This is a genomic window from uncultured Veillonella sp. (genome assembly GCF_934190855.1).
GTDB lineage: Bacteria > Bacillota > Negativicutes > Veillonellales > Veillonellaceae > Veillonella.
The window spans coordinates 1-13797 of sequence record NZ_CAKPTN010000032.1 but is presented as its reverse complement, the minus strand read 5'-3'; the positions used below and the strand labels follow the sequence as shown (position 1 = coordinate 13797).

Annotated in this window: 11 protein-coding genes and 1 pseudogene; all 12 read right to left on the bottom strand. The window is 37.2% G+C overall.

Annotation, left to right across the window (positions count from 1 at the left end):
• Positions 1-1030 (bottom strand): Hsp70 family protein (locus tag Q0F90_RS03360; protein ID WP_296003341.1); only part of this gene is annotated, 1030 nt, incomplete at its 3' end.
• Between the two features lie 27 nt (positions 1031-1057).
• On the bottom strand, positions 1058-1603 hold the full coding sequence (grpE, locus tag Q0F90_RS03355; RefSeq protein WP_296003339.1) for a nucleotide exchange factor GrpE: 546 nt from the start codon (positions 1601-1603) through the stop codon (positions 1058-1060).
• Positions 1603-2631, bottom strand: a complete 1029-nt coding sequence (gene hrcA / locus Q0F90_RS03350; protein ID WP_296003338.1) for a heat-inducible transcriptional repressor HrcA — start codon at positions 2629-2631, stop codon at positions 1603-1605. The genes grpE and hrcA overlap by 1 nt, the downstream gene beginning before the upstream one ends.
• A 426-nt stretch (positions 2632-3057) precedes the next feature.
• On the bottom strand, positions 3058-3660 hold the full coding sequence (locus Q0F90_RS03345; RefSeq protein ID WP_367113399.1) for a nitrite/sulfite reductase: 603 nt from the start codon (positions 3658-3660) through the stop codon (positions 3058-3060).
• Between the two features lie 81 nt (positions 3661-3741).
• Complete coding sequence (gene hemW, locus Q0F90_RS03340; protein WP_296003335.1) at positions 3742-4926, bottom strand: radical SAM family heme chaperone HemW; 1185 nt, start codon at positions 4924-4926, stop codon at positions 3742-3744.
• A gap of 4 nt (positions 4927-4930) precedes the next feature.
• Positions 4931-6730, bottom strand: a complete 1800-nt coding sequence (gene lepA, locus Q0F90_RS03335; protein WP_296003333.1) for a translation elongation factor 4 — start codon at positions 6728-6730, stop codon at positions 4931-4933.
• A 38-nt stretch (positions 6731-6768) separates the two neighbouring features.
• Positions 6769-7830 carry a tRNA 2-thiouridine(34) synthase MnmA gene (mnmA, locus tag Q0F90_RS03330; RefSeq protein ID WP_296003330.1) on the bottom strand — a complete coding sequence of 354 codons (1062 nt, stop codon included), beginning with the start codon at positions 7828-7830 and terminating at the stop codon, positions 6769-6771.
• Positions 7831-8030: 200 nt separating this feature from the next.
• Positions 8031-9269, bottom strand: coding sequence for a methionine gamma-lyase family protein (locus Q0F90_RS03325; RefSeq protein WP_296003328.1), 1239 nt, complete (start codon positions 9267-9269; stop codon positions 8031-8033).
• A complete protein-coding gene (gene miaA, locus Q0F90_RS03320; protein WP_296003326.1) occupies positions 9266-10195 on the bottom strand; it encodes a tRNA (adenosine(37)-N6)-dimethylallyltransferase MiaA in 930 nt (309 codons plus the stop codon). The genes Q0F90_RS03325 and miaA overlap by 4 nt, the downstream gene beginning before the upstream one ends.
• The gene (locus tag Q0F90_RS03315; protein WP_296003324.1) at positions 10192-11004 is read right to left on the bottom strand and encodes a class I SAM-dependent methyltransferase; all 813 of its coding nucleotides are present in this window, start codon (positions 11002-11004) and stop codon (positions 10192-10194) included. Before Q0F90_RS03315 ends, miaA begins: the two co-directional genes overlap by 4 nt.
• A gap of 1 nt (position 11005) precedes the next feature.
• Positions 11006-13075, bottom strand: a complete 2070-nt coding sequence (gene mutL / locus Q0F90_RS03310) for a DNA mismatch repair endonuclease MutL (RefSeq protein ID WP_296003322.1) — start codon at positions 13073-13075, stop codon at positions 11006-11008.
• Positions 13075-13797 (bottom strand): annotated as a pseudogene (locus Q0F90_RS03305) (DNA mismatch repair protein MutS); the annotation flags it as partial. The pseudogene Q0F90_RS03305 and the gene mutL, both read right to left, overlap by 1 nt.

The window sequence follows — 13797 nt, the reverse complement described above, 5'->3', positions numbered from 1 at the left end:
TAGCAACACATTCGTCTGGGTTAACGTTTTTAGTTGGCTCTTTACCCAATACTTTTTTAATAGCATCTTGTACTGCAGGAATACGGCTAGAACCACCTACTAACAATACTTTATCGATATCAGAAGCGGAAAGACCAGCATCTTGCATAGCTTTACGAGTAGGCTCGATTGTAGCTTGTACCAAGTCAGCAGTCAATTCTTCGAATTTTGCACGAGTTAATGTTACATCTAAATGCTTAGGACCTGTAGCATCAGCTGTGATGAATGGCAAGTTGATGTTTGTGCTTGCTACACCAGACAATTCGATTTTTGCTTTTTCAGCAGCTTCTTTTAAACGTTGATCAGCTAATTTATCATTGGATAAGTCGATACCAGTTTCTTTTTTGAATTCTTCAATCAGGTAGTTCATGATACGTTGGTCGAAGTCATCGCCACCAAGATGGTTATTACCAGATGTTGCCAATACTTCGAATACGCCATCACCAAGTTCTAGGATAGATACGTCGAATGTACCACCACCAAGGTCAAATACAAGAACTTTACCGTCTTCATCTTTATCTACACCATATGCAAGAGCAGCTGCTGTAGGTTCGTTGATGATACGAAGTACTTCAAGACCAGCAATCGCACCAGCGTCTTTAGTAGCTTGGCGTTGAGCATCTGTAAAGTATGCAGGAACTGTAATAACAGCTTGTTTTACAGGTTCGCCCAAGTAAGCTTCTGCATCAGCTTTGATTTTTTGAAGAATCATAGCAGAAATTTCTTGTGGTGTATAAGATTTACCTTCTACAGTTACTTTGTAGTCAGTACCCATGTGACGTTTAATAGAAATGATTGTGTTTTCTGGATTAGATACAGCTTGACGTTTAGCCAATTGACCAACCAAACGTTCGCCATTTTTTGCAAAACCTACAACGGAAGGAGTTGTACGAGCGCCTTCTTGGTTAGTAATAACCGTAGGCTCGCCGCCTTCCATAACCGCAACACAAGAGTTTGTAGTACCTAAGTCAATACCAATTACCTTTGCCATAATATATGCCTCCTAAAACCTTATAATCTATTCAACAACTTTTACCATTGCTGGACGAATACAACGACCATCAACAGTATAGCCAGTTTGCAATACTTCACATACCGTATCAGATTCATATTCATCTGACGGCACTCGCATAATTGCTTGATGGAAATTTGGATCAAATGGTTTACCAACCGCATCGATAACGGCTAAACCATGTTTAGATAACATAGCCATCAAGTTTTGATGAATCATGATAAATCCATCAAGGAATACCTTAGCATCACCTTCTGCTGGACTTTGAACAGCTCGTTCAAAGTTATCTAATACAGGAAGTAAATCTGTAAGTACATCCCCTTTAACATATCCTGCAAGTTGCTCTTTTTCTTGGTTAGTACGACGCTTGAAATTTTCAAAGTCTGCTTGTAAACGCTTATAGCGATTATCAAAGTCGGCTTTAAGCTCATCTAACACTTGAGCAGCATCAGCCACAACTTCTTCAGTTGCTTCCACAGTTGTTTCCTCTACATTCGTAGTATCTACTGTTTCATCAACCGTTTCTTGTTTAATGTCTTGTTCTTCAGCCATTATATGCCCTTTCTATTTTGTTCTTTTACCATAGTTTCCATTATATGTTTCATATGAGATAGCATGCCAATAATTCGCCCGTATTCCATTCGTGTTGGCCCTAGAATAGCAAGAGTTCCTATAGGCTGATCTTGATGAGTAAAATCAGCTTGTACCACACTCATCGATTGAAGTGCTTCAGTTTCATTCTCTATACCAATCTTAACCTTAACTGGTGTTGGTGAATCATCTTTTAATAACTGTCCCAATTGATTTTGTTCTTCCACTAATGAAAGCAAGGGTTGTACCTTTTCAACAGACTTAAATTCTGGTTGATTTAACAACTCTGTGGTACCTACCGAATAGAACAACTTACGTTTATTAATAGCTCGTAATAATGTTTCCGACAGGATTAATAAAATCCCCTGCGGACCTTCCATATGAATCAATAAGCTTCCTAGTGCTTCAGCCGTTACATGACCAATACTTACATTCTGTAATGCGTTGCTAAATTGTATGGCTAGACTTTGTAAAAGCTCTGGTGAAACACTTTCACCAAAGTACATCAACTCATTATCGAGTGCACCTGTTTCGGTAATAACTACCATAATGGCTTGATGACTATCTAGCGGTAATACATGAATGTATTTAATTAATGCTCTATCATGAGCTGGAGCTAGGAATAAACTCATACTATGGCTCACTTGTGAAAGCAGTTTAGCCATATTTAAGAAAAGTTCACTTGTCGATCCGTTGGAATGTTTCCATAACATTTCAATTTTTTCAGCATCCTGTAATGGAACAGGTTGTTGACTCAACATGGAATCAACATATAAGCGATAGCCCTTAGCTGAAGGAATACGTCCAGCCGATGTATGAGGTTGCTCTAAATAGCCTAATTCCTCTAAATCGGACATTTCATTTCGCACCGTAGCAGGACTGATACCAAGATTATAGTTCTTAGCAATCGTTCGAGATCCTACAGGTTCTGCGGATTTAACGTAGTCTTCAATTATGGCTCGCAAGATGCGCTGTTTTCTTTCATCCATAATGACACCTCTTGTTAGCACTCATAAACTTTGAGTGCTAATCGCATGTATAATATTATCACATTGGTAAAAATTGTCAAGCGAAAAAATACCGAAAAAGTCAAATAATATCTATTTAGTCAAAAAGACAATTCTATATTTTTGATTAAATAGTCAAAAAATCAAAGTGTAACAATAAGAAAACACTTATACTATCTCACTTTATGTCATATTTCAAATTTATTAATTATATTGATTTATTCTAATTAATAAATTTAGTAAACATATAAAATAGTATAAGTGTTTTAATATTCTTCTTTATGAACAACAGCCACAGCGAAAATCCGCTGTGGCTGTTGTTTTATTTATATGATATTAAATTATTATCTTTAATAAAATCTCGTAAATATTTGATTATAATATTTTACTACTATTAGAACTAAATAATTATAGCTCTACACCTTCCAGTGGATTACCTAATCTAGCTAATAGTTTCCCCATGCGCTCACGTGGTTGACCATGCTCTGCGTACCAATCAACGAGAATATCAACAGCTTTTTTAGATTGTTCTACGGTAAGATTTCTAGCTAAAATTATGCCAGCTTCAGGATTAATACCTGTATTACCACCAACAGCAAGCATATAACCTTGAGAGGTGCCAATAAAGGCAATATCTTTTACCATTGCATCTGGACAATTACGACCACATCCACTAATGCCAATTTTACACTTATGTGATGTTTTTCGGCCGTAATGTTTTCTCTCCACATAATCAGCCAATTCTTTCGTTTCCATTTGGCCATTTTTACAATAGCCCTTACCTACGCAGGCAATTAAAGAATTTACGCCTCTATGAACAACAGTAGTTACACCTTCGGGTAACTCTGAGATAAGTTGTTCTTTATCGTCTTTTTCAATGCCTGTAATTTGTAAACCTGTTACTACATGGCGGAAAGATCCACCATATTTTTCAGCTAATTCTATGCATGCCTTCATTTGGTCTAAAGTAAATTCGTTATGTAAACCGTGTAAAATTACCGATGTCTTCATCATTCCTCCTCAAATCTAGCATGCTTATTCATCATCATCCTATTTATACTAACATATTAGATTTTGAGAGACTGTGAGAAATTACTCACGAATAAATTGACTAAATACATAGTTACCATGTTTGGCCCCTTCAGAACTTAAATGATAACTACCATTTTCATATTCTAATAAACCTTTAGTAACTAAATCCTCTAATATAGTGCCAAATAAAGTATGAACAGATACATTAAATCTGTTCTCAAATTTTTTCTCCTCAAGGCCCCACTTAGTGCGAAGTGCTAAGAAGCAAAAATCCTCTTGTGCTCGCTCTACAGTAATAGTCTCCGTATCGATAGTGGGCATAGTATATCGATCTACGGCTTGTATATAAGGCATTACATTGCGATTGTTACTTCGCCGAATACCATTATAGAAAGAATGAGCACCAGCACCAAAACCTAAATAGTCTACGTAATGCCAATATTTTAAATTATGACGACTGTAGGAATTACCCTTCGCGAAATTTGAAATCTCGTATCGCTCAAATCCTAGTTCTTTTAAACCAGCCATCATCGTATCATACATTGACTCATCTATACTTTCACTAGGAATAGAGATCAAGTTCTTTTGTACTAAATGATATAGATAAGTTCCTACCTCAACTTGAAGTCCATACGTAGAAATATGATTAATCGGTAAGGCTTTTACAATATCTAAATTATGTTGAATATCCTCTAAGGTTTGTCGTGGCAAACCATAAATTAAATCAATATTGATATCTGTAAAGCCTGCCTCTTTAGCATCATAAACAGCTTGTTTAGCCTTTCCCCCATTATGACTGCGATGCAGCATGGTAAGCGCCTTATCATCAAAGGTTTGAACACCAAAACTAATACGATTAAAACCTAGTTTAACTAACTTAGTAAGATACTGTAGATCTACTTCACCAGGATTAGACTCTATAGTCATATGACAATCGTCAGTAATAGTAAAAGTATTTTTGATTTTATCTACAATCATCTGTAACTGTTGAATTGATAATTCAGTAGGTGTACCGCCACCAAAGTAAATGGTATCAATAGGTTTAGATTTAGATTCTGGATGTTCCAAGACCCACAGATCCATTTCTTGTACTAATGCATAGACATAAGTTTCGTAATAATCTTGTAAATTTTGATAGGCTGGAAAATCACAATACATACATTTCTGTTTACAAAAAGGGATATGGACATACAAGCCCATATCCCCAAGTGTAGACAGATTCAGGATATTAGAATCTGTATTCATTATATTAGTCCTCAACCTTGAGAATAGCCATAAATGCTTCTTGTGGAATCTCTACGGAGCCCACAGCCTTCATACGTTTCTTACCAGCTTTTTGTTTTTCTAGCAATTTACGTTTACGAGAAATATCACCACCGTAACACTTCGCTAAAACGTCTTTACGCCAAGCTTTTACAGTCTCACGAGCCACAATTTTTGTGCCTACCGCTGCTTGAATAGGAATTTCAAACATTTGACGAGGAATAAGTTCTTTTAATTTTTCCGCTAATGCACGTCCACGTGTTGCAGCACGGTCCTTATGTACGATAATAGACAACGCATCCACTGGCTCACCATTCAAAAGAATATCCATCTTAACCATTGGAGATTGTTTATAGCCAATCAATTCATAGTCAAGAGAAGCATAACCTTTTGTAGCAGATTTCAATTTATCGAAGTAGTCATAAATAATTTCACTCAAAGGCAAGTGATATACAACGGATACTCTAGTTTCATCTAAGTATTCCATAGATTGGTATTCACCGCGTTTATCTTGGGATAGCTCCATGATAGTACCTACAAAATCTTTAGGTACGATTGTAGTAGCCTTAACATAAGGTTCTTCAATGTAATCGATTTCTGTTGGAGGTGGCAATTTAGCCGGATTATCAACTTCTAGCATTTCTCCATTTGTTTTATATACCTTGTAGTTTACAGATGGAGCTGTCGTAATAAGCGTCAAATTATATTCACGCTCTAAACGTTCTTGAATGACATCCATATGTAATAATCCAAGGAAACCACAACGGAAACCGAAGCCCAACGCCAACGATGTTTCTGCTTCGTACTCTAAGGCAGCATCATTCAGCTGTAATTTTTCTAATGCATCACGAAGATTTTCATAATCTTTAGATTCTGTTGGATAAAGACCACAATATACCATAGATACAGCCTTGCGATAACCAGGTAAAGGCTCTGTTGCAGGATTATTAGCCAATGTTACAGTGTCACCTACGTGGCAATCTTTTACATTTTTGATGCTAGCTGCAATACAACCTACAGAACCACATGGTAATTCCTGAACAGGCACGAGATTTGGTGTAAAGATACCAAGTTCTGTTACATCAAAATCCTTTTTATCATGCATCATACGGATTGTGTCTTTTGCTTTAATAGTACCTTCTTTTACACGTACATAAGCAATAGCACCTTTATACGCATCAAAGCGGCTATCAAAAATCAATGCTCTTGTTGGTTCATTAGATTTATCTGGCGGTGCAGGCACCTTATTTACGATAGCTTCCAAAATATCTGGAATACCAATGCCAGATTTAGCAGAACATAATACTGCTTCTGATGCATCTAAACCAATAATATCTTCAATTTCTTGTTTAACTCGATCAGGATCTGCTGAAGGCAAATCGATTTTGTTAATAACAGGAATGATTTCAAGGTCATGTTCTAAAGCGAGATACACATTTGCCAACGTTTGTGCTTCTACACCTTGTGCCGCATCTACTACAAGCAATGCACCTTCACAAGCTGCAAGAGAACGAGATACTTCATAGCTGAAATCCACATGGCCTGGAGTATCGATGAGATTCAAGATATATTCTTCACCATCTTGTGCTTTATACAAAATACGAACAGATTGCGCTTTAATAGTAATACCACGTTCCCGTTCTAAATCCATGGAGTCTAAAACTTGAGCTTCCATTTCACGTTTTTGTAATGTGCCAGTATATTCAATTAATCTGTCGGCAATGGTAGATTTACCATGGTCAATATGAGCTATAATACAGAAGTTTCGAATCTTTTTCGTTGACATACTATGTAAACAAGTTCAAAGAACTTGTATTCTCCTTTCTAACATACGCGATCGATAACAGCACCTCCTAATAACTGAGTGCCATTATAAAAGGCTACGGACTGACCTGGTGTGATAGCCCGTTGTGGTTCTTCAAAGATAACCTCCATCGTATCATCGTCTAAGATACGAGCAGTACAAGGAGAAGGATTTGCGGCATAGCGAATCTTACCTTCCGCCTTTAATTCTTTATGAATCGTGTCATCTAAGAAGTTATAGAACTTACAAATCATACGATTTGTAAAGAGTCGTTCATTAGGACCTACGATGACCTCATTGCGGTCACCATTAAAACCAATAACATATAATGGGTGCTTGTACGCAATACCAAGACCTTTACGTTGACCAATAGTGTAGTTAAATAAGCCGTTATGCTTACCTAATACCTCACCATCTTCGGTAACGATATTACCGGTCTTAGGTTTCCCCTTCATTTCTTCTACCACAAGCTTTTGATAGTTTCCATGAGGCAAGAAACAAATATCTACGCTATCAGGTTTCTTAGCTACTGGTAAATCATATTCAGCAGCTAATTTACGTGTTTCTGTCTTACATTGACCACCTAGCGGGAACATGAGATGACTCAAAATACGTTGGTTCATATTGTACATAACATAGCTTTGATCTTTTGTTGGATCAACGCCTTTATGTAATTCATATAAACCTGTTTCTTCATTGAAGTTAACTTGTGCGTAATGACCTGTAACCATATGTGTGGCACCAAGTTCAAGAGCACGATTGAGCATCAAATCAAATTTGATATTCTTGTTACAAAATACACAAGGATTTGGTGTACGACCATAGGCATATTCTTTTACGAAGTAATCTACTACATTCTCGTAGAATACATCGCGAGCATCGATAACATGATGCTCAATACCAAGAAAATCACACATCTTCTTAGCATCTGTTACAGCAAGAGGTACCTCATCATAAGGTGTACCACTCACCCATAACCATAGGGTAATACCAAATACTTTATAGCCTTGTTTTAGTAGCATTGCAGCAGTTAAAGAACTGTCTACGCCGCCACTCATAGCTACAGCGATAACTTTTTCCATACTTTCTCCTTTTAATGATCTCTTGATCATAAAACTAATCAGGGTGAAAGCCTGACGTGTAAAAACACTAGTTCGGTGTAAAAGTCCGAGTAGTATTGCTATAAAATTATAGCAACTTATATTATAGCCTAGAATTAGGTACATTGAAAAGATTTGAAATAAAAAGAATCCCTTTCTTGTAACAAAAGGGATTCAATGCATTATCTATGTTTTAAAAGCTCTTCAGCAGCACCTAGAATACCGAGCATAGAATGTTCAAATACTAAGCCACCTTGCATGAAAATCGTATATGGAGGACGAACAGGACCATCTGCACTTAATTCAATGGAGGAGCCTTGTACAAAGGTACCGCCGGCCATGATGATTTTGTCTTCATAGCCCGGCATATCACCAGGAATTGGATGTACGTGGGCATCTACAGGAGAATATGCTTGCATGCCTACACAGAAATGCTCCATTTCTTCTCCATTTTTTAGATTGATAGCTTGGATTAAATCATAGCGATCAGCATTTACCTTAGGAAATACTTCATAGCCTAACAATTCACCTACTGCAGCCGTATATACGGCACCTTTAAGAGCTTGTAAGACTACGTGAGGTGCCATAAATAAACCTTGGAAGAACAAGCGATAACCAGGAGCATAGGAGCCCATATGATCGCCAAGTCCTGGAGCAGTGAGTTCGTACGCTGCATCTTCAACTAAGTCTTCACGACCTACAATATAGCCACCAGTTGGTGCTAAACCGCCACCAGCATTTTTAATAAGAGAGCCCGCCATAATATCGGCACCAGCTTCTAATGGTTCTTGTAACTCTGTAAATTCGCCATAGCAATTATCTACAAAACAAATAGTATTAGGATTTTTAGCTTTTACAGCATCTACAATGATCTTAATATCGGCAATGGATAATGGCTCACGCGTACTATAGCCGCGAGAGCGTTGAATAACTACTACTCGTGTATTATCATTAACTGCCTTAGCAATGGCTTCTACATCATAGGTATTCTCTTTTAAAGGCACCTCAGTATAGGTAAACCCTTTTTCTACAAGAGAGCCACGCACTTCACGAGCAGCACCAATTACGGATTGCATCGTATCATAAGGAGCCCCTACTGCATAAATAAATTCAGTACCTTTTGAACCATTCCCCATTAAAGAAATCAACGTTGTTGCTAGTGCATGAGTACCAGAAACAAAATGGGGCCGTACGATAGCTTTTTCACCTTTAAATACATAGGCAAATACTTCATCTAATTTTTCACGTCCTACATCGTTATATCCATATCCAGTAGTACCTGTAAAATGATAATCAGATACTTGGCATTCTTTAAAGGCTTCTAATACCTTTTTTGTATTGGCCAATGCAATAGGTTCAAACTTTTTAAATTCAGGTTCAGCCATTTCAAGGGCTTTACTACGTATTTCTTCTAATGTCATGCTAATCCTTCTCTACGAATTAATTCCATAGCTTTATTAAATATAAAATCTTTAGATGTATTACTATCAATATGAATCCATTCAATATATGACATCCGCTTATACCAAGTAATTTGGCGCTTCGCAAAATGTCGTGTATTCTTCTTGATTAAATCACGACATTCATCAAGGGTAATACCACCATTCATATATTCTACAACCTCTTTATAACCAATCCCCTTAAAAGCTTGGCAGTCTGGATTTACTCCAGACTTAACAAGTTGCTCTACTTCTTCAATCAAACCTGCATCAAACATCATATCAACACGTAGATTGATGCGTTCATATAACTTATCACGATCTCTCATAAGACCTATGACAGGACCTTTATAGGATATACCATCTTTCGTTTGATTACGTAATGAATCTACATCACCATGATGCAATATCTCAATAGCTCGATACAAACGATGTTTATCACTATATTGAATTTCTATATTATGTTCTTTACCTAATGTGAAAGCATAGTCGCGTAAGCCTTCAATACCTTTAGTATCATATAGCTCATCAAGATCTGCTCGAAGACTTTCATCAGGCTTAACATCATTAAAGTTATAGTTTTCTAATAATGATTGAACATAGAGGCCTGTACCACCAGACAGAATAGGTAAAATATTTCTATCTTTTAACCTCGTAATTATCTCTTTAGCTTGATCTTGGAAAATAGATACCGAATATGAATCATTTGGTTCTAATATATCGATAAGATGATGCTTTACTCGGTTAAGTTCATCCACAGATGGTTTAGCGGTACCAATATTGAGTTGTTTATATACTTGGTAAGCATCACCAGAAATAACCTCAGCACGTAGCTGTTCTGCTAAATCCAAGGTAAGATCTGTTTTGCCCACCGCTGTAGGTCCAACGATGGTAATTAAGGGATTCACATTAACTCCTTTATATATACACCATAGCCTATTCGACTATATTTTCCGCCCACCCATTTATGCGGTGGATATTTCTGAAAGACCGAACTAAACGGTCGTTCTTTAATAATAACACCATATGAGGCAACACGCATAGCCTGTGCCATGATTTTATCATCTATATGACTTTCCACAGTATGTCCTCGAAGAGGTTTGAATTGAGGACTATCCTCTACAGGAACTTCAAACATAGGATCAAAATAAATAATATCAATACTATTATCTGGTTGATTTGGTAAATAGTTTTCAAAGGTATCATGTTGTACCTGAATACGGCGTAATGCATTTGTTACACTATCCTCACTATGAATATAATGAGCCAATCCATAGGAAGTAGCAAGCCATATAGGAAACGAACCTTCTAACCCTTGTATCTCTACATTAGGAAAAGCATAACTAACAATAATGCTATCACTAGCTAGGCCTATAGTAGAGTCGAGAAATATAAACTGCTGTCCATCAAGTATGCCTTTTTTATCCAGAATAGTTTGAACAGCATTAACTAGATGATCTCCTTCACCACGTTCTATACGTAATATACGTAGTTGTGCCATAGAAAGATGAAAGCTATGTTGTTTATTTTCAGGAAAGTGGATGGTTAATCCAGATCCTGAAAGAACTGCAATATATTCACATTGATGTTCTCTAAATAATGCCGGTATAGATGTTTTTCCACGTTTTATATAGGTCATATGCATAGAGGAAGCCAACGCTTTGGCTTCCTCTTGAATGGCCTCATTAGATTTTTGAGCTGTTGTTAAAATATTCATATTAAGACCGTAAGAATAATTTACCTAATTCATCAGGTGTAAACTTAATAATCGTTGGACGACCATGAGGACATACGTATGGTTTTTCAGTACTAAATAAATCCTCAATTAAGGTAGTCATTTGATACATGTTTAAATTATGTCCTGCCTTTATGGCACCTCTACAAGATGCATAGGCTAGCATTTCATGACGTAACTGAGCCTTAGTAGGCTGTTGATGTTCATGCAAGTAAGAAAATACGTATTGAAGAATTTCAAAAGCCTTTGACTCTACTAGATCTACAGGAGCTCCCACTAATTTTATCTTAGTAGGACCACCTAACTCTACATCAAAGCCAAGATCAAGTAAGGTTTCTCGTTCTTCCTCAACTAAATTCATTTCATCATCAGTAGCCTCGCTATATTGAGGGACCAAAATAGATTGCATTGGGATAGACTCAGAAGACTTACATAACTTATCATAACGCACACGTTCATGGGCCGCATGTTGATCTATTATGTAGAGGTCATTACCCTTTTTAGCCAAAATATAACAAGACGCAACTTGTCCCATCGGTAAGAATCCAGAGTTTTGAATCGTACGTTCCTCTATATTATCTTCCCGAATATCTTGAGCTAAGGACTTAAATCTCTCAACGTCCTCTTTTGTATAACTAGTATATTCGGTAGGGACAGCATCAAAACTTTCATCTCTAAAGGAAGACTGTTCATAAGTTGCCTTTGGCGCAGGTGGTGTGTACCCTTTAGTTTTAAGGTTCTCTACAAACTGCGTAGTTTCACTACGCATGACTTCGTACCCTTTTGTACGGCGACCACCAAAGACCTTATCAAAATCTACCGCTGTTGCTATATGTTCAGCAGACTGCATCTCATCTTGTACTACAGAAGGTGCTCTATAGGAATCATACGTATTATTACCATGATAAGATGGAGTACCTTCAGAACTAAAACTATTAGAGGTAGCGTTACTATCAGTATTTATGTCATTACTATTTCTATGAGTATCACTACTATGGTAGTCAGCTCCAATATTAGTTGCGCCAGTCATATAAGAGGATGACTCTCTCTCATATCGCTCATGGAGAGGATTATTTAGAGCATTTAAAATTCCGTGGTAAACTGCTTTAAATATAATCTTATCATCAGAGAATTTTACTTCACTCTTACGAGGATGAACATTAATATCAACTATCTCAGCAGGAACAGTAATATTTAGAACTACTAAAGGATGACCATTTTTCGGCAATAGTGCATGGTATGCATTATCTATAGCCTTCATTATGGTTTTATCAGAAATAACCCGGTTATTAACGATAATAGTCTGCCAAATTCTCGTACTTTTAAGAAGTGTTGGTTTACTCACTACACCATCAATGTAGATAGAGTCACTTTCATAAGCAACAGAAAAAATATCATCCTTAGTTTTATATCCATATAGAGCAGCTACTGTATCTCCGATGTTGCCATTTCCAGGTGTAATGATAGCTACCCGATCATCTACGATGAGTTTAAAAGAAATATGTGGATTACTAAGGGCAAGTTTTCCTACAATATCTTGAATCTTAGACGATTCTGTACGTTCTGTTTTCAAGAATTTACGACGGGCTGGCGTATTATAGAACAAATCTCTAATCTCAATTGTCGTACCAGGTGCAGCCCCGTAAGGAATACAATCGGTAAAAGTACCACCATCTACAGTAATACGGGTTCCTAAATCAGAGTCTGATTTACGTGTCGTCAAGGAAAAATGAGATACAGAAGCAATACTAGCCAATGCTTCACCACGGAAGCCGAGAGAAGCGATATCAAATAAATCCTCTACCTGTTGTATTTTAGAGGTGGCGTGACGCAAAATCGCCAGGCGAGCATCTTCCTCCGTCATACCGATACCATTATCAGTAATCCGCATATAGGATACACCGCCATCGCCAATTTCAACCTCAATATTAGTGGCGGATGCATCAATAGAGTTTTCAATGAGCTCTTTGATAACTGATGCGGGACGTTCCACAACTTCGCCAGCAGCTATTTTATTAATTGTGGTTTCATCCAATACATGAATGGTTGCCATTATTTCCCGCCTCCTTTACGAGCCTCCTCTTGTAGTTCATATAATTTGTTTAGTGCTTCAATAGGTGTCATGCTCATCACATCTACTTCTAGCAGACTATCGACTACTGAATGAGTAAATAGATTGCCTAGTGGTGAATCACTGACTTGTTTTGTAGTCGGTTTAACCACATTAGTAGGTTGACCGCCAATAACACGATTGTGTAAATCACTAGCATCATGACTTTGGTCTTCTAAGGATTCCAAAATTACTTCTGCCCGTTTCAATACAGAATTCGGTAAGCCTGCCAATCTAGCTACGTGAATACCATAGCTACGGTCTGCACCACCTCTAATAATACGGCGCAAGAAGGCAACATCCTTACCTTTTTCTTTTACTGCTACAGTATAATTTTTTAATTTACTATAGCTTTCTTCTAAACAGATTAACTCATGGTAATGGGTAGCAAATAATGTCTTGCCGTGAATATGTTTGCAAATATGCTCTACTACAGCTTGGGCAATACTTAATCCATCAAAGGTACTCGTACCACGACCAATTTCATCTAAGATGATTAAACTGTTATGCGTAGCATTTTCTAAAATATAGGCTACCTCTTTCATTTCTACCATGAACGTACTTTGACCAGTAGAAATATCATCACTAGCACCTACGCGAGTAAAGATTCGATCTACAGGTGAAATAGATGCTTCACGGGCAGGAATAAAGGAACCAATTTGAGC